The organism is Leeuwenhoekiella parthenopeia (assembly GCF_020782115.1).
Lineage (GTDB): Bacteria > Bacteroidota > Bacteroidia > Flavobacteriales > Flavobacteriaceae > Leeuwenhoekiella > Leeuwenhoekiella parthenopeia.
Genome location: NZ_JAJGMW010000026.1, coordinates 49,658 through 66,517, shown reverse-complemented (window position 1 = coordinate 66,517; position 16,860 = coordinate 49,658). Strand labels below are relative to the sequence as shown.

Sequence of the window (16,860 nt, the reverse complement as noted above, 5' to 3'; positions counted from 1 at the left end):
AGAAAAGAAGCAAGCATAGAAATAGAAATCTTGTTTCTTCAGTTCGGGAACCCGGAATAAGATCAGAGGTTTTCGGTCCTAAAGTTGTTTTGTTCAGGCACGCGATACAATCGCGCGGTAACAAGGGAAGCTTCGGGGTTGTTTCTTTTGTATCAAGACAAAAGAAAAGAAGCAAGAAAAACTTATTTTTCATTCTATTTTGGATGGGGTTTAATTAACGGAGAACAAAGAACAAAGAACAAGGAACAAGGAACAAGGAGCAAGATTGGAAGTCATAGGTACTATAGGGTGTTTTGTTTAGGGCACTGGATACAATCGCGCGGTGACAAGGTTTTGTTCAGGCACGCGATACAATCGAGCGGGTACAGGTGTTCAAGCAGGTGATGTAATCGCGTGGCACCTGGTGAATCTCAAGTGCTGTAATTTGTTAAATTTATTCGGGGATAGATTTTAACAATCTATATCGCTAGGGATCAATGGGCTAGCTTTTTTAAGTGTCTTTAGGTGTTGATTTTCAAACGTTTTCGCGTGTTTCGCGTGTTTTTTATTTGTTGTGGCTCCGAAATTTAATGCTATATTATCCTTGTTTAGCGACTGTTTTTACTTATTTTCGCCTTTCCAAAATGTTAAAAGACTGAATATTAAAGTTCGGTTATAAAGCGCCTTATTTCAATGAACTGGTACGTACTCTACGTGAAGTCGCAAACTGAAAAAAAAACCGCAACGGCTTTGGAGCGGATGGGGCTTGAAGTGTTTTGTCCCACTAAGACCGAAGTACGGCAGTGGAGTGATCGCAAGAAAAAGGTGAAAGTTCCGTTATTTAAATCCTATGTATTTGTACGGCTTAAGGAAGAGGAGCGCCAGCAGGTGTTTGCTGTTCCCGGAGTAGTACGGTATTTATTCTGGCTGGGTAAGCCGGCTGTGGTACGGGATGAAGAACTGGAGACCGTTAGAAAATGGCTGGCCGATGAGCAGGTAGCCGATGTGCAGGTGAGGCAATTTAGCCCGGGAGACCGCGTAGAAATCAAAGGCGGGGTTTTTAAAGGGCAAAGCGCCGTGGTAGACCATACGGGATCGCGAAAAATACGCTTAATTTTAAAACATCTTGACGTGATCGTCGAGGCCAGCTACCGGGACCTGGTGTCCTGATGCTGATGAAACATAGCCGGAGCTTTTGAAGCTGCCGGTCTTTATTTTTTATTCCCGGTGGGACTCTAAATGGGACTCACGTGGCGAAGCCATGAAAAACCGGTATATTTCTGATTTAAATTGTAAAGCATGACTAAAATTAAAAACATCTGCTGTATAGGTGCAGGTTATGTAGGTGGGCCTACGATGGCGGTGATCGCCCAGAAAGCTCCCGGGATCAAGGTCACGGTGGTAGATATCAACGAAAAGCGCATCGCGGCCTGGAATGATGCAGACCTGTCTAAACTGCCGGTTTACGAGCCGGGACTTGACGCCGTGGTGGGGGAGGCCCGGGGTAGAAACCTCTTTTTTTCAACTCAGGTAGACGAGGCCATTGCTGAAGCCGATATGATTTTTATTTCGGTAAACACGCCCACCAAAACATACGGCGTAGGGAAAGGCATGGCGGCCGATTTGAAATGGATTGAATTGTGTGCCCGGCAAATCGCACGGGTGTCTACCAATGATAAAATAGTCGTGGAGAAATCAACCCTACCCGTACGTACGGCAGAGGCGTTAAAGAGTATTCTGGAAAATACCGGAAACGGGGTGAAGTTTCAGATCCTCTCCAACCCGGAGTTTCTGGCGGAAGGAACCGCCGTGGAAGATCTGCATGCGCCGGATCGCGTACTAATCGGGGGAGACCCGGATACCGAGGAAGGGAAGGCAGCCATACAGGCGCTGGTAGACGTCTATGCGCATTGGGTGCCTAAAGCAAACATACTTACCACCAATGTGTGGTCTTCTGAGCTAAGTAAGCTTACTGCCAATGCCTTTTTAGCACAACGCGTATCTTCGATCAACGCCCTTTCAGAATTGTGTGAGAAAACCGGGGCCGATGTGAATGAGGTGGCTAAAGCAATTGGGCAGGACAGCCGTATAGGGCCTAAATTTTTAAAGGCCTCAGTTGGTTTTGGTGGTTCCTGCTTTCAAAAGGACATTTTAAACCTGGTGTATATCGCCCAGTCGTTTGGATTAAAAGAAGTAGCTGATTACTGGGAGCAGGTGATTATTATGAACGATCATCAGAAGCGGCGTTTTGCAGAGAACATCGTGCGTACGCTCTACAATACGGTAAGTGGTAAAAAGATAGCCATGCTGGGTTGGGCCTTTAAGAAAGACACTAATGATACCCGGGAATCTGCTGCAATTTATGTGGCCGATTATCTGCTTAATGAGCGGGCGGAGGTTGTGATCTACGATCCCAAGGTAAGTGAAGAGCAAATACTGGCTGATCTGGACTATCTGGGAACCCGAAGCGAGGAAGAGAACCGGCAACTGATCAGCGTTGTTAATACAGCCTATGTGGCTACGGAGGAAGCTCACGCCGTGGCGATCATGACCGAATGGGACGAGTTTATAAGTCTGGATTGGGATCGAATTTATGAGGCTATGCTCAAGCCGGCCTTTTTATTTGACGGACGGCGCTTGCTTGATAAGGAGCAGCTTAAATCAAAAGGCTTTGAATTTTATGCCATAGGCTCTTAATTCTTTAAAACTTAATCAAAACCAAATTATGAAAGTAGCATTAATCACCGGAGTTACCGGGCAGGATGGGGCTTACCTGAGTGAGTTTCTATTAAAAAAAGGTTATGAAGTGCACGGTCTAAAGCGCCGCTCAAGCCTGTTTAATACCGATCGTATTGATCACCTGTATCAGGACCCTCATGTAGAGAACCGCAATTTCTTTCTGCATTATGGGGATATGACCGATAGTACTAACCTTATACGCCTTATACAGGAGATTCAACCGGATGAGATTTACAACCTTGCTGCCATGAGCCATGTGCAGGTTTCTTTTGAAACACCCGAATACACGGGGAATGCCGACGGTTTGGGGACTTTGCGTATTCTTGATGCCGTGCGTTTGCTGGGATTAGCTGAAAAGACCCGTATCTATCAGGCTTCTACTTCAGAATTGTACGGAAAAGTACAGGAAGTTCCTCAGACGGAAACAACTCCCTTTTATCCGCGATCGCCTTATGCTGTGGCCAAGATGTATGCGTATTGGATCACTGTAAATTACCGGGAAGCTTACGGAATATATGCCTGCAATGGAATCTTATTTAATCACGAATCTCCCATACGTGGGGAGACTTTTGTTACCCGTAAAATTACCCGTGCAGCAGCCCGAATCGCTTTAGGACTGCAGGATAAAATTTACCTCGGAAATCTGGATGCCAAGCGCGACTGGGGGCATGCTAAGGATTATGTACGCATGATGTGGATGATTTTACAGGCCGATGAAGCGGAAGACTGGGTTATTGCAACTAATAAAACGACTCCGGTACGCGAATTTGTACGTATGGCTTTTGGTTATGCGGGTATTGAACTTGAGTTTAAGGGTGAGGGTGTTGATGAGAAGGCTTATGTTAAAGCCTGCAACAATCCTGAGTATCAACTGGAAACAGGCAAAGAAGTGCTGGCTGTAGATCCTAAATATTTTAGACCTACTGAGGTTGATTTGTTGATAGGTGATGCTACCAAAGCTAAAGAAAAACTGGGCTGGGTTCCTGAGTATGAACTTGTGGACCTGGTAAACGATATGATGCAGAGCGATCTCAAGCTGATGAAGAAAGATCAGTATCTGAAGGATGGGGGGTATCGTATTCTCAACTATTTCGAATAAACACGGATTACGCTGATTATTAAGGATTCCACGGATTAAATTTTGATATCAGATGCCTCATTTACTTTATCAGAAGGAGACCTTCAAAATCATTGGGGTATGTATGCGGGTTCATCGGAATCTTGGACCGGGCTTTTTAGAATCGGTTTATCAGGAGGTGTTGTGCAAGGAATTTACAGAGGAAGGTATACCATTTGAGGGTCAGAAATTACTTCCGCTTTATTATAAGAATCAAAAGCTGGAAAAGTATTTTAAGGCTGATTTCTTATGTTTTGATCGTGTGATTTTGGAGTTAAAAGCTTCCACTTTTATACATAAAGCCATGGAAAATCAGGTTGTTAATTATCTGAAAGCTACTTCCAAACCTGTTGGACTCCTGATAAATTTCGGTGAAAAGAGTTTAACCTGGAAACGCCTTATCAATACAACCACAATCCGCGATAATCCAGATAAATCCGCGTAATTAGAGTAGAACTGCGAAATTAAACTATGAATAAGGAATCTAAAATATACGTAGCAGGACATCGTGGTCTGGTTGGCTCTGCACTGGTTAAAAATCTGAACGAGAAGGGCTATACCAATCTGGTCGTGCGTACGAGTAGCGAACTGGATTTACGGGATGCCGTGCAGGTAGCTGCTTTTTTTAAGGAAGAACAGCCGGAATATGTGTTTCTGGCCGCGGCAAAGGTGGGGGGTATCGTGGCCAACAACACCTACCGGGCTGATTTTATCTACGAGAATCTGATGATACAGAACAACGTGGTGCATCAGGCGTATGTGTACGGGGTTAAGAAATTGCTTTTTTTGGGTAGTACCTGTATTTACCCCAAGGATTGCCCGCAACCTATGAAAGAAGAATATCTCCTTACTGATGTGCTGGAATATACCAATGAACCTTATGCCATCGCCAAGATTGCCGGGATCAAGTTGTGTGAGAGTTATAATCTGCAATATGGAACCAATTTTATTTCGGTGATGCCTACTAACCTCTATGGACCTAACGATAATTTTGATCTGGAGAAGTCTCATGTATTGCCCGCATTGATTCGTAAGATGCATTTGGGTAAAGCCCTGGAACAAAATGACTGGGACAGCCTAAGGGCTGATTTGAATAAACTGCCTATTGAGGGGGTTGATGGCAGTGCCTCTGATGATGCCATTCTTGGCATTCTTAAAAAGTACGGTATAAGCCGCAGACTGCCTGCCGGGACTGCCAACTCCACATCTCCCAGTTGGGAAGGTCAGGAGGGGGCTTCGGTTCAAGTGGAGATCTGGGGCAGTGGCAAACCTATGCGCGAATTCCTGTGGAGCGAAGATATGGCTGATGCCTGTGTTTTTATCATGGAAAACCGAGACTTTGCTGACGTCACCCCAAGCGCAGTCGAGGGGCCACATGCAAATACCGGGGAAATCCGCAATACCCACATCAATATAGGCACCGGGGAAGATATCAGCATTAAAGATCTTGCGGAGTTGATTAAAAAAATCGTAGATTTTAAAGGAAAAATTTACTTTAATACTGAAAAACCGGACGGAACGATGAAGAAATTAACGGATGTTTCTAAATTAAAGTCTTTGGGTTGGAGCTATATAATAAACTTAAGAAAGGGAATAAGCGATCTATATGCGTGGTACTTATAATAGATTAAGGCTTGCCTGACATTTTAATATACATAAAATGCTTTGGTTTAAACGAATAAAAAAAATGAACTTTGAGCAAAATTTTAATAATAATAAATGAAAATAATTGTAGAAAATTCGACTTGGAATAATCTTGGAGATGGTTTTTATCAATTTTCTCTATATGAGTTAATAAAAAATGTATTTCCAGAGGCTGACGTTTATTTTGGTGACGGGCCTGTAGAAAGAGCATTTCATCCCAACCAGAAACAGCTAAAAAATGCCTTAAAAAGTATTGAATGGCAAAATGCTGATTTACATATCCTTTCAGGTCCAATGGTTATGGCACTATTGAAAACGGAATATAAAGCAGCCATCGAAAATATTAAAAGAAAAGGAAGTAATTATGCCATATTAAGTTGTTCTTGTAGTGGTTTGGATGGAGAACCACTAAATCAAATCAGAAAATTTTTAAAGGCATATCCTCCAATAGCATTTGCTTCAAGAGATCCAGAAACTTATGAAAAGTTCAAGGACTATGTGCCAAATGCATATAATGGAATTTGTACAGCATTCCTTGTAAATAAATTATTAAAAGTAGATACTCTAAAGCTAGATAAGGAATATTTTGTAAGTAGTTTCTATAGAAATCCGGAGCCTAAATTTATAAGTGATAAAGCTAAGCCACAAATCGAGGATGTAACATTAAAAGAGCGCAAGGGCTACATACCTGGTCTTCCTTGGAAGATTAATCGTCATTTAGAAATTTATGATGACATTGCCGAAAATCTTGGTGATTTAAAAATTGTTCGAACGGTACAACAAGTTTCAAACAAGTCAAATAATTTTAACTTTAAATATCCTAATAGCTACATTACATTAAATCCAATTAATTTCCTCTCTGCTTTTAAAGGTGCAAATTTCACTATATCAGAAAGAGTGCATGCTTGTGCTGTAACCTTGGCATTTGGTAAACCGGCGAGAATTTTAATCGATAGCCCCAGATGCGGTATTTTTGAAAGATTTGACTTGGATCATACTTCTAATGATAGAATTATGAAACCAAGTACTGTATTTTTTAATAAAATTGACACTGAGATGGACCTTCTAGCGAAATATATCAGAGAATCTTGTGAAGCTCTTCTGTAGATACTAAAAAAACCTGTGAATAAAAGAATTCTAAAAAATGGTTTAGCCACAGGACTTCAAAAAGGGGTAAAGATTTGTGAACAACTTCTCTTGGTTCCTTTTTTTATAAGCTATTGGGGAGCAGCTTATTATGGGGAGTGGCTTACTTTAACCATTATACCAAGTATAATAGCATTCAGTGATCTTGGCGTTGGAACGGCAGCCTCTAATACTTTTGTTTTGAAGTATGCGGCAAAAAACTATCAGGGAGCTTCAAATATTTCAAAAACCGGATTTTGGTTGATTTCGTTTATGATTGTTTGTGCCTTAATAATTGCAGCGCTTACAGTGTTTCTTTTAGATAATTATGATGTTTTCAGTAAAACAATAATCGATAGACGAGATGCAATATATGCTGTCTCAATACTGATGCTCGCCAGATTACTCAATTTTTACTCACAATTTTATGAAGGATATTACAGAGCTGCTAGAAGAGCAAATGTAGGTATCAATCTTCTGGCTTTAAATGCTGCTTTAAATGTGCTTGCAGGTTTAGTGGTTCTTTTATCTGGGAAAGGAATTATTGCTTTTGCTGCTTCTCAACTTGGAGTAGCAGTTTTATTCAACTTATTATTTGTAACCTTGGCAAATCGACAAATTAAAAATCTCAAATCGTATAAGTCGAGAATTCTTAGGAGTGACGTTAAAATGATTATGAACAAAGGGATGGGCTATCTTTTATCACCTGTTTGGCAATCCATATATTTCCAAGGTACCACATTTGCGGTAAGAATTATCTTGGGTCCTCAGGCTGTTGCTGTTTTTAATACAATAAGAACCTTGTCAAGGTCTGTTAATCAAATGTATAGCTTAGTAAGTGGTGCCGTATTTCCTGAACTGCAATATGAAGTAGGTTTGGGGAATAAGAAAAAACAACTTAAATTATTTGCATATTCTTTATTAGCGGTATTTATTTTGGCATTTGTAGGTTTTGTTTTTTTAGCAGTGTTTGGTCTTTGGTTTTATAATATTTGGACTCAAAATGAACTTGAAGTCTCAAATACAGTATGGCTAGTTTTTATAAGCGGAATTTTGTTTAATTCTTTTTGGTGGACATCTGCGATGGTGTTCAGAGCTGTAAATCGACCGTATCGATTTGCAATGGCTGGTATTATAGCATCTATTATCTCTGTCATATTGGTTTATTTTTTGTCATTATATTTAGGTCTTTTGGGAGCTGCTATAGGTAATATTGCCTTAGATTTTTTACTAGCCCTAATAGTATTGCCCTTAGCTTGTAAATATTTAAATATATCTTTTCAAGATTTGAGCGACGAATTTGTTGTTTCTTGGCGCACTTTGAAGTATAAATTCAAGTCTAAATTAGAATAGTTGCTATGAATAATACGAAAAGGGTTTGTATTGTTGTTAATGGTAAATTTCATGCTTTTGATTACGCTTATGAATTGCAACAAAGAGGTTTGCTTTTTAAGCTGATATCAACAATGCCTTTTTCCGTAGCAAGGAAATACGGAATCAAAAGGAGAAACTATGTTGGTTTACCGGTTTTAGAATTACTCAAAAGATTTTCGAGGGTCGTATTTAAAAAAGAACTAAATCCTACAATTTACTCTCGATTATTTAACTTTTGCGCAAATGTCTTTGTTCCAAAGAACGTTGATGTTTTGATTGGTTTTGCAGGTTTTAGCAAAGAAATTTTTAAAAAAAATAACCATACTCTTAAAATTTTAGACCGAGGTTCAACACACGCTGTTGCAAATAATCAATTGAGAAGTGAAGCAGCAAAATATCACAACGAGGTATTTAAAGCAAATCCAAAAAGTTTTCTCGAAAGAGAGTTTGATGAATATGAATTGGCGGATTACATACTTATACCTTCAGATTTTGTGGCTCAGACATTTACTAATAATGGGATTGATAAAGAAAAACTTCTGATTATTCCTTATGGCTTTAGTCATGCTAAGTTTGAGCTTACTATCAGTAATAAGAATCGTAAAAGGAATGTTGTTTTGTTTGTTGGGCAATTATCCGCACGTAAAGGAGTTGGAGTCTTAATTGATGCATTTTCCAAATTATATGAGGAGAATGATTCAATAGAACTTTGGCTTGTAGGAGCTAAAACAAATGGTTTTAGTTATGATCTAAATAAGCCTTTTATTAAGTACTTTGGAGTTTTAAGGAGACAAGAGTTGTTGGATAAATACCTTACTGCAAGTATTTTTTGTTTACCCTCATTTGAAGAGGGACTTGCATTAGTTCTGACTGAGGCTAATTATTTAGGTTTACCAATTATCGCAACAAGAAATACAGGAATTGAAAACCTGGTAGACATTGATGATGAAAATTATGTTTTATTTGAACAGGGTAATGCTACAGAATTAGCTTTAAAAATCGATAAAATGCTTAAAAAAGAAAGCAGTGATTTTAATCCGGCTTTGCGAAAAAGTGATAGCTCATTCGAATGGGAAAAATATGTAGACCAATTGATAAACTTACTTGAAAAATGAAATTACCCTTTCTGGTAAATATGGATAATATCGCCTATGGCAGTGCAGATGAAGCTTACGGTGGTTATTTAAATGCTTATTCCTTTCAAGATATCACTTTAGAGGAGTGGATTGAACAATTCAGAACAAGAGTCCTAAATGCCATGGGTAAGGAGTATTTACCTATTTATAGAATGGCGGATGGAGAATACCGTTTTTTGCTCGGGAGGAAGTATAATCTAAAAAAGAAAAATAGACTAGTACGTGATATTCTTGCAGTGACCGCAGAAAAGCTCAGATTAACTAACCCAAATAAATGGAAAACATCTTGGGGAGAACAATACTCTAAGGAAGAAGTGAAATTATTAAGAATTGAGCTTGTTGAGCACATTAAATATATTTCTCATAAAGGAATGTTAGCTTGCTATCTTAATGAAAACGGACTTAATGCGTTTACAGAACATAACTCTTCATTAATTGAATTTTTTGAGAAGAATCAAATAGAGTTTCACTGTGAAAATTACATACCTTTTCACTTTGTCGTAGGTATTTTAGTCAGAAATGGATGGCAGGATTTTATAGTTGGCAGAAAGATACTTGTTGTAACAGGTACTGACGCTAAAAAGGAATTAAATATTTCGAAAACTTTAGAAAAATTAGGAGCCCTAAAAGTTGATTTCTATAATATATCAAAGACGAGTTCGCTGACAGAAAAATTAAATCTGAAAAATTACAATACTAAATATGACATTTGTCTGGTTGCCGCAGGGATTGGGTCTGCGAATATACTTCGACAACTACGGCCTTTAGAAACAGTAGCCCTAGATATAGGGGGTTATATGAATTGTTTAGAGGATCCTAGGCAAAGGCAACACGGAGGGATTTTTAAACTTCCTATTCTTTAATGGGTGTTTTCAAGTTGAATTTCTGGAAAACGAAATCAATGTTTACGGCATTTATTTTAATGTCTTTTACTCCCATTTATTCGATTTTCTTATTGTATTCAACTTTCTTTAAACTTGAAATACTAAAAATAATACTGGTTATTGCATTGGTAGGCGTTTTCGGCCTAATCTTTCACACTTTAAACAGCAATATGAAGGGATGGTACGGTAGAATCCCTTTGCTTTTTTGGCTAATATTTTTATTTCCATATCTATCAATTTTTTTTGACTTACTTGATTCCTTAACATTCAAACGTATAACAGATAGTTTATTTGTTTACGGTTCCTATTATTCATTACCTTTTATTGCTTTGGCAATAGTGGCACTTAGAGGAAAGATAGACTTGATAATAGTATTTGCAAACACCCTCAAATTTTTAATACCCCTATACCTGAGTGTATTTTATTTTTTCCTTTTCAGGGTTTCTAATGCTTCTGATGCTATCCTACTCGGGCAAGCAATTATGAATAACTTATTGATCCCAGGAACTCTCTTTTTATTTTTACCCAAGGATAGAAAAACAAAAATTCAATATTATCTTGGTTGGAGTTGTATTCTACTTATTTTTATAATTTCAGCAAAAATCTGGTCACGCTCCTATAGTTTAGTAGGGTTGATTTTGTTATTCTTTGCTGCAAAACACAATAAGCTTATTAGCTTAAGCAACATCATAATAAGTTTTTGCGTATTTGTTTCAATATATTTTTTTGGCCTTAGCTCCATATTCACCCAAGAATCTCTGGTCAGAGAAAATAGCTCTGTCTTTGATAAGTTTCAATTAGATTCATTAATTGAGGCTTTTTCAGATTTTTTGAATACAGGAAGCTTTGCAAGTCTTTTTTTTTGGGAAGGGAATTCAAGATCACAAATACTTATTGATGCATTTCAAAATTTCAGCTTTTTAGACTGGGCTTTTGGGAAGGGTGTTTTTGCCACTTACGATTCATTTGTTAGAAGGAGTACCATTGAAATTGGCTGGGCTCAAGATGCATTTAGATGGGGTCTATTATGGGTGTTTTCTGTATTGATAATTTCTGTTTTAAGTGCACGCAATTTCTTTAAAAGAGCAAATTTAAATGCCATGGAACTGAATGTATTTTTCGGTGTTATCGTTACTGTTAAAACTATTGATGCATTTATTTATGGTGTTCCTGCAATTTCCTTTTACAATTTAATTTATTTTTTAGGCATTATCTTTTTTTTAAAAAATATGGGCTATGCTAAAATTAATTAAGAGGTACTTTTTTTTTATAATTAAGTATCGGCATTTCAAAAAGCAAAATGTAAGATTGGATGCTAGCGTAAAATGTTATAATACTAGTTTTGCCGGTCATAATAGAATACTTCCACGAAGTAATGTTTCAAATTCCAAAATTGGTATTTATAGTTATACAGGGGAGGATTGCAAATTAATTAATGTCAAAATTGGTAACTTTAGTTCCATCGGTCCAAAAGTTGAAGTTATTTATGGTACTCATCCTATAGATTTTGTAAGTACCAGTCCTGTTTTTTACTCAACAAGAAAGCAAACCGGAAGCTCTTTTGTAAATCAAAATAAATTTGAGGAATTTAAATTACGTGATAAATGGAGTTGTATTATTGGAAACGATGTCTGGGTTGGTTTTGGAGTTAAAATTGTTGAAGGTATAAAAATCGGCGATGGGGCAATTATTCTTGCAGGAGCATACGTAACTAAAGATGTAATGCCTTACAGTATTGTTGGTGGGGTACCCGCCAAACATATTAAAAGTAGATTTTCAGAAACTGACATAACTTTTTTATCTAATTTAAAATGGTGGGATTGGCCAAAAGATACTATTTATGCAAAAAGAGCACTTTTTCTGGACTTAATGCATTTTAAAAATGAATTTGGAAAAAATGATAAATAAACGTCTAATTAGAGATTTTTTATATTTCCCCCACTTAGTTATTGACGCTATATTTTGTTATTATTATTTAGGTTTTTGGAAACCTACTTGGAGATTGAGGGGGTTTCCATTAATTCAAAAACATAGGAAGGCAAAAATTTTAATCGGAGAAAAGCTTATTCTATGTAGTGATCCAGCAAAGAATTCAATAGGGGTTTTTCAAAAGGTTATAATAAAGGCATTAAATCCAAGTTCAAATATTAAAATTGGTAACAATGTTGGGATATCTGGTGCCACAATATCAGGAAGAGATATAACTATAGGGGATAATGTGCTTATTGGCAGCGGAGTATTAATAACTGATTCGGATGCACACCCTATACATCCCAAGGATCGAAATAATGCTGAATTAATTAAAAATGCTCCAGTCCACATTGAAGATGATGTTTTCATTGGAGCTCGTTCTATCATTTTAAAAGGAGTTACCATTGGGAGTGGTTCGGTTATAGGAGCTGGGTCTGTCGTAAGTAGTAGTATTCCACCAATGTCTATATGTGCAGGAAATCCGGCGAGAGTACTTAAAAATATAATTTGAATTGAAAAGAATTGCAGCTCTAATCACATGTTTTAATCGCGTCGAGAAAACTATTGACTGCATTGGTCGTCTTCAAAGTATTGATAGTAAAATTGATGTTTATTTGGTTGATGATGGTTCGACTGATGGAACCTCTGAAAAAGTTAATCAAGCATTCCCTAAAGTCAGTGTCATTCGTGGTAATGGAAATCTTTATTGGAATAGAGGTATGCATTTAGCTTGGAAAATGGCTCTGATTAATAAAGTAAAATATGATTATTTTTTGTGGTTGAATGATGACGTCAATCTTTTTGATTTTTCGATTGAAGAACTTTTAAATTGTGCTAATAGGTCATCTTGTAAGGCTGTTATTTCTGGTCTAATTGTTAATGAAACTGGCGATCGCGTAATTTACGGGGGTATGGATGCCAATAAAATGCCTATTCAGCCTAATGGAGAAATGCAAAAAATAACCAATCTCAATGGTAATGTTGTTTTGGTGCCAAGAGGTGTCTATCAAGAGATTGGAATTTTAGATCCTTATTATCATCACGATTTGGGAGATGTTGATTATGGTTTACGGGCTCAAAAGAGTGGTTTTGCTGTGTTAACAACTACCCGAGGCATTGGACAGGGATTTTCAAACGACATAAGTCGAATGAGGTTGAATAATGCAAGTTTTGTGAAGAGATATAAATATTTATATTCTCCCCTAGGTGCAAATCCCAGAATAAATTTTTATTACCGTAAAAGATATAAAGGAATTTTGAATGCGGTGGTTTATTTTATTTTTTTACATTTTCTAAATTTTATTCCTGATTCAGTAAACAAGTTTTTGTTTGGAACCAAATACCAATGAAGAAGCATCTTCGAGTCATTGCATCGATGGACCCGGCCTCGGGAGGCCCCTGCCAGGGCATCCGTAACAGTATCCCTGCCCTGCAGGAGTTGGGGATAACCACCGAAGTGGTTTGTTTAGACGCAACCGATGCCTCCTTTTTGGGGAAAGACGAATTTAAAATTACCGCCCTTGGTCCCGGCAAAACTCCTTATGGCTACACTGCTGCATTAAAGCCATGGCTGGAGCAGCATTTGGGGGATTACGATTGTGCAATCATACATGGGTTGTGGCTGTATACCAGCTTTGGTACCTATCACACCTGGAAGCAGCTGAAAGATGCCGGGAAGCAAGTGCCTAAACTCTTTGTTATGCCGCATGGGATGCTGGATCCCTATTTTCAAAAGGCACCCGAGCGACGCTTTAAAGCCATGCGTAACCGGTTGTTTTGGCAGCTGTTAGAAAAACAGGTAATCAATGGGGTTGACGGGGTTTTATTTACCTGCGAGCAGGAATTGCTGTTGGCGCGTACCACCTTTCCCGGATACCATCCCAAAGCCGAATTGAATGTGGGGTATGGGATTCAGGAGCCGCCCCAAAAAACCAGAATCCAGCAACAGGCTTTTTTAGAACAGTGTCCTCAAGCTGCGACGCAGCCCTACTGGCTTTTTTTAAGCCGGATACATCAAAAAAAAGGGGTAGATCTTTTGATACAGGCCTATCGTAGCCATTATAGGCAGAACCCGCACATCCCTATTTTGGTCATTGCCGGACCGGGGCTGGAAACGCCTTATGGAGCGCATTTAAAAAATCTTGCCGAAGGTTTGCCGATTTATTTTATGGGCATGCTGCAGGGCGATGCCAAATGGGGCGCCCTGTATGGGGCAGACTGGTTTATCTTACCCAGCCATCAGGAGAATTTTGGGATTGCCGTGGTGGAAGCTCTGGCCTGTAGTACTCCGGTTGCCATCAGTAAGCCGGTAAATATATGGCGGGAAATTAGTGATGCCAGGGCCGGATTGGTATTTACTGACGATTTGGAGGGGGTTACTTCGGGACTGGAACACCTGTTAGTTCTGGAAGAACGCCTGAAACAGGAGTATGCGCATAGCGCACGGGAATTGTATCAAACCCGATACCGGGTTGCAGAAGCCGCAGCTTATTTAAAACAGATATTACAGCAGCATGAATAAAAGCGATTTATCTCAGTATACTTCCGATTTTGGTTTGCAGAATAAGCTCTACCGCCTGGTCTGGAATGTTAGCTATTTATTGCTGTTCCGGCCTTTTCTGGGAAGGCTATTTAAAACATGGCGCAATCTGGTTTTACGTCTTTTTGGGGCTGAATTGCATCCAAGTGCACATATCTACGCCTCGGTTAAAATCTGGTCTCCCCGTAATCTGAAACTGGGAGCTTTCTCGACTCTGGGACCTAAAGTCGATTGTTACAATCAGGGACGAATAAGCATTGGAGACCACAGCATCATCTCTCAAAAATCCTATCTCTGTGCCTCGACTCATGATTTTGAGCAGGCCGATTTTCCTTTAATCTGTAAGCCGATCCAAATTGGGGATTCGGTCTGGGTTGCCGCCGATGCCTTTGTAGGTCCCGGAGTGGAACTGGGGGATGGGGTGGTAGTAGGAGCCCGAGCAGCGGTGTTTAAAAGCATAGCTGCCTGGAACGTTGCAGGGGGGAATCCTGCACAGGTAATCAAAAAACGCGTAATCAAAGACTATGAGTAACATACCTGTTAGTGTTTTAGTCCCCATCAAAAATGAGGAGCGCAATCTGCAGCTATCGCTGCCTTTACTTAGCGATTTTGATGAGGTGATCCTCCTCGATTCGCAAAGCACCGATGCTTCCCTGAAGCTGGCAGAGCAGTATGGGGCCAGGGTAGAACAATTTTACTGGAATGGGCAATTCCCCAAAAAACGAAACTGGGCCCTGCGCAATCTCGAATTGCGTCATGAGTGGGTTTTGTTTTTGGATGCTGATGAGTATGTGACTCCCGAATTCCTGAACGAGCTGCGGGAGGCCATCCCCCGGCCGGGATATGTAGGGTATTGGATTCCCTTCCGCAATCACTTTATGGGCCAGCAATTGAAACACGGCGATCTTTTTAAAAAGTTGCCGTTGTTTAAAAAATCTGCCGGAGAATACGAACGTATAGCCGAAGACAGCTGGAGCCATCTGGATATGGAGGTGCACGAGCATCCCATACTTGAAGGGCATGTAGGGACGTTTAAAGCCCATATAGACCATAATGATTATAAGGGTCTGGAGCATTATATCGCCAAGCATAACAGTTACAGCAGCTGGGAAGCCCGGCGCTTTATCAAGCTTCAGGAGACGGGTTTTGCGGGTTTAAACTCGCGGCAGCGTCTGAAGTACCGCCTGATCAGCTGGGGAATTATGCCTTCGGCCTATTTTATTGGTAATTATTTTCTGAAACTCGGTTTTTTAGACGGGCGTGCGGGGTATTATTTTTCAAAGTATAAAGCCCAATACTTCTTTCAGATACAAACGAAAATTAAAGAATTACAATCATGAAAAAAATATTAGTCACCGGCGGCGCCGGGTTTTTGGGTTCGCATTTGTGTGAACGCTTATTAAAAGAAGGCAATGAAGTAATTTGCCTGGACAATTACTTTACCGGAAGCAAGAAGAATATCGTGGAGTTTTTGGATAACCCGTATTTTGAACTGGTGCGCCATGATGTGACCGAGCCCTATTATGCCGAAGTCGATGAGATCTACAACCTGGCCTGCCCTGCCAGCCCGGTACATTATCAGTACAATCCCATCAAGACCATCAAGACCTCGGTTATGGGGGCTATTAATATGCTGGGTCTGGCCAAGCGGGTAAAAGCCCGAATCTTACAGGCCAGTACTTCTGAGGTTTATGGAGATCCTGCCGTACACCCGCAGCCCGAAAGTTATTGGGGAAATGTAAACCCAATCGGTTTGCGCTCCTGTTATGACGAAGGAAAGCGCTGTGCGGAAACCCTGTTTATGGACTATCACAATCAAAATGGGGTAGATATCAAAATCGTACGCATCTTTAATACCTACGGGCCCAAAATGAACCCGGAAGACGGGCGGGTAGTTTCAAACTTTATCGTACAGGCCTTAAAAGGGGAGGATATCACCATTTTTGGGGATGGTAACCAAACCCGTTCGTTTCAGTACGTAGACGACCTGATTGAAGGCTTTTGCCGTATGATGGCCTCAGAGCCCGGTTTTACCGGCCCCGTAAACCTCGGGAATTCGGGAGAGTTTACCATGCTGGAGCTTGCCGAAAATGTATTGGATTTGGTAGGGTCTAAATCCCAGCTGAAGTTTATGCCTTTGCCTCAGGATGATCCCAAGCAACGCAAGCCGGATACTTCCCTGGCGTATGAAAAGCTTAACGGTTGGGAGTCGAACGTAAAGCTGAGGGATGGGCTGGAGAAAACGATTTCTTATTTTGATAAGGTTCTTAAGAACTCAGGTCAAATTTTTCATTAGTTTAAGCAGTGTCTTTGTTCATTTTCTTTGCTTCTCCAAAGAAAACGAACCAAAAG

18 protein-coding genes are annotated in these 16,860 nt (G+C 39.7%); 17 read left to right on the top strand and 1 reads right to left on the bottom strand.

What is annotated here, in order from left to right:
• A partial coding sequence (locus tag LLW17_RS16140) for a hypothetical protein (RefSeq protein ID WP_228231326.1) occupies positions 1 to 193 on the bottom strand: 193 nt, incomplete at its 3' end.
• Positions 194 to 672: 479 nt separating this feature from the next.
• On the opposite strand from LLW17_RS16140, the gene LLW17_RS16135 reads away from it, so the two are divergent.
• From LLW17_RS16135 to LLW17_RS16055, 17 genes are all read left to right on the top strand, one after another.
• Positions 673 to 1,149 carry a UpxY family transcription antiterminator gene (locus LLW17_RS16135; protein WP_228231325.1) on the top strand — a complete coding sequence of 159 codons (477 nt, stop codon included), beginning with the start codon at positions 673 to 675 and terminating at the stop codon, positions 1,147 to 1,149.
• A gap of 129 nt (positions 1,150 to 1,278) precedes the next feature.
• Positions 1,279 to 2,676 (top strand): nucleotide sugar dehydrogenase, encoded by a 1,398-nt coding sequence (locus LLW17_RS16130; protein ID WP_228231324.1) that lies wholly within the window; start codon positions 1,279 to 1,281, stop codon positions 2,674 to 2,676.
• Between the two features lie 28 nt (positions 2,677 to 2,704).
• A complete protein-coding gene (gene gmd / locus LLW17_RS16125) occupies positions 2,705 to 3,817 on the top strand; it encodes a GDP-mannose 4,6-dehydratase (RefSeq protein WP_228231323.1) in 1,113 nt (370 codons plus the stop codon).
• 52 nt (positions 3,818 to 3,869) lie between these two features.
• Positions 3,870 to 4,280: a GxxExxY protein gene (locus LLW17_RS16120; protein ID WP_228231322.1), complete on the top strand. Its 411-nt coding sequence runs from the start codon at positions 3,870 to 3,872 to the stop codon at positions 4,278 to 4,280.
• Positions 4,281 to 4,306: 26 nt separating this feature from the next.
• On the top strand, positions 4,307 to 5,458 hold the full coding sequence (locus LLW17_RS16115) for a GDP-L-fucose synthase family protein (RefSeq protein WP_228231321.1): 1,152 nt from the start codon (positions 4,307 to 4,309) through the stop codon (positions 5,456 to 5,458).
• Between the two features lie 96 nt (positions 5,459 to 5,554).
• A complete protein-coding gene (locus tag LLW17_RS16110; protein WP_228231320.1) occupies positions 5,555 to 6,586 on the top strand; it encodes a polysaccharide pyruvyl transferase family protein in 1,032 nt (343 codons plus the stop codon).
• A gap of 15 nt (positions 6,587 to 6,601) precedes the next feature.
• Positions 6,602 to 7,957, top strand: coding sequence for a lipopolysaccharide biosynthesis protein (locus tag LLW17_RS16105; protein WP_228231319.1), 1,356 nt, complete (start codon positions 6,602 to 6,604; stop codon positions 7,955 to 7,957).
• 5 nt (positions 7,958 to 7,962) lie between these two features.
• Positions 7,963 to 9,093, top strand: coding sequence for a glycosyltransferase family 4 protein (locus LLW17_RS16100; protein WP_228231318.1), 1,131 nt, complete (start codon positions 7,963 to 7,965; stop codon positions 9,091 to 9,093).
• Entirely contained in the window at positions 9,090 to 9,977 is an 888-nt protein-coding gene (locus tag LLW17_RS16095) for a GT-D fold domain-containing protein (RefSeq protein ID WP_228231317.1), read from the top strand. Before LLW17_RS16100 ends, LLW17_RS16095 begins: the two co-directional genes overlap by 4 nt.
• A gap of 191 nt (positions 9,978 to 10,168) precedes the next feature.
• Complete coding sequence (locus LLW17_RS16090) at positions 10,169 to 11,251, top strand: hypothetical protein (RefSeq protein WP_228231316.1); 1,083 nt, start codon at positions 10,169 to 10,171, stop codon at positions 11,249 to 11,251.
• Positions 11,235 to 11,906: a CatB-related O-acetyltransferase gene (locus LLW17_RS16085; RefSeq protein ID WP_228231315.1), complete on the top strand. Its 672-nt coding sequence runs from the start codon at positions 11,235 to 11,237 to the stop codon at positions 11,904 to 11,906. Before LLW17_RS16090 ends, LLW17_RS16085 begins: the two co-directional genes overlap by 17 nt.
• Positions 11,896 to 12,480: an acyltransferase gene (locus tag LLW17_RS16080; protein ID WP_228231314.1), complete on the top strand. Its 585-nt coding sequence runs from the start codon at positions 11,896 to 11,898 to the stop codon at positions 12,478 to 12,480. Before LLW17_RS16085 ends, LLW17_RS16080 begins: the two co-directional genes overlap by 11 nt.
• A 1-nt stretch (position 12,481) precedes the next feature.
• Positions 12,482 to 13,318 carry a glycosyltransferase family 2 protein gene (locus tag LLW17_RS16075; protein ID WP_228231313.1) on the top strand — a complete coding sequence of 279 codons (837 nt, stop codon included), beginning with the start codon at positions 12,482 to 12,484 and terminating at the stop codon, positions 13,316 to 13,318.
• The gene (locus tag LLW17_RS16070) at positions 13,315 to 14,490 is read left to right on the top strand and encodes a glycosyltransferase (RefSeq protein ID WP_228231312.1); all 1,176 of its coding nucleotides are present in this window, start codon (positions 13,315 to 13,317) and stop codon (positions 14,488 to 14,490) included. Before LLW17_RS16075 ends, LLW17_RS16070 begins: the two co-directional genes overlap by 4 nt.
• A complete protein-coding gene (locus LLW17_RS16065) occupies positions 14,483 to 15,040 on the top strand; it encodes an LbetaH domain-containing protein (protein ID WP_228231311.1) in 558 nt (185 codons plus the stop codon). Before LLW17_RS16070 ends, LLW17_RS16065 begins: the two co-directional genes overlap by 8 nt.
• Positions 15,033 to 15,848 (top strand): glycosyltransferase family 2 protein, encoded by an 816-nt coding sequence (locus tag LLW17_RS16060; RefSeq protein WP_228231310.1) that lies wholly within the window; start codon positions 15,033 to 15,035, stop codon positions 15,846 to 15,848. The genes LLW17_RS16065 and LLW17_RS16060 overlap by 8 nt, the downstream gene beginning before the upstream one ends.
• On the top strand, positions 15,845 to 16,804 hold the full coding sequence (locus LLW17_RS16055) for a UDP-glucuronic acid decarboxylase family protein (protein WP_228231309.1): 960 nt from the start codon (positions 15,845 to 15,847) through the stop codon (positions 16,802 to 16,804). Before LLW17_RS16060 ends, LLW17_RS16055 begins: the two co-directional genes overlap by 4 nt.
• The last annotated feature ends 56 nt before the right edge of the window (positions 16,805 to 16,860 follow it).

Coding starts and splice junctions, on each gene's coding strand:
- LLW17_RS16100 (WP_228231318.1), top strand. CDS start 7,963: ATGAATAATACGAAAAGGGTTTGTATTGTTGTTAATGGTAAATTTCAT.
- LLW17_RS16055 (WP_228231309.1), top strand. CDS start 15,845: ATGAAAAAAATATTAGTCACCGGCGGCGCCGGGTTTTTGGGTTCGCAT.
- LLW17_RS16070 (WP_228231312.1), top strand. CDS start 13,315: ATGAAGAAGCATCTTCGAGTCATTGCATCGATGGACCCGGCCTCGGGA.
- gmd (WP_228231323.1), top strand. CDS start 2,705: ATGAAAGTAGCATTAATCACCGGAGTTACCGGGCAGGATGGGGCTTAC.
- LLW17_RS16135 (WP_228231325.1), top strand. CDS start 673: ATGAACTGGTACGTACTCTACGTGAAGTCGCAAACTGAAAAAAAAACC.
- LLW17_RS16110 (WP_228231320.1), top strand. CDS start 5,555: ATGAAAATAATTGTAGAAAATTCGACTTGGAATAATCTTGGAGATGGT.
- LLW17_RS16095 (WP_228231317.1), top strand. CDS start 9,090: ATGAAATTACCCTTTCTGGTAAATATGGATAATATCGCCTATGGCAGT.
- LLW17_RS16090 (WP_228231316.1), top strand. CDS start 10,169: ATGAAGGGATGGTACGGTAGAATCCCTTTGCTTTTTTGGCTAATATTT.
- LLW17_RS16085 (WP_228231315.1), top strand. CDS start 11,235: ATGCTAAAATTAATTAAGAGGTACTTTTTTTTTATAATTAAGTATCGG.
- LLW17_RS16120 (WP_228231322.1), top strand. CDS start 3,870: ATGCCTCATTTACTTTATCAGAAGGAGACCTTCAAAATCATTGGGGTA.
- LLW17_RS16060 (WP_228231310.1), top strand. CDS start 15,033: ATGAGTAACATACCTGTTAGTGTTTTAGTCCCCATCAAAAATGAGGAG.
- LLW17_RS16130 (WP_228231324.1), top strand. CDS start 1,279: ATGACTAAAATTAAAAACATCTGCTGTATAGGTGCAGGTTATGTAGGT.
- LLW17_RS16065 (WP_228231311.1), top strand. CDS start 14,483: ATGAATAAAAGCGATTTATCTCAGTATACTTCCGATTTTGGTTTGCAG.
- LLW17_RS16115 (WP_228231321.1), top strand. CDS start 4,307: ATGAATAAGGAATCTAAAATATACGTAGCAGGACATCGTGGTCTGGTT.
- LLW17_RS16080 (WP_228231314.1), top strand. CDS start 11,896: ATGATAAATAAACGTCTAATTAGAGATTTTTTATATTTCCCCCACTTA.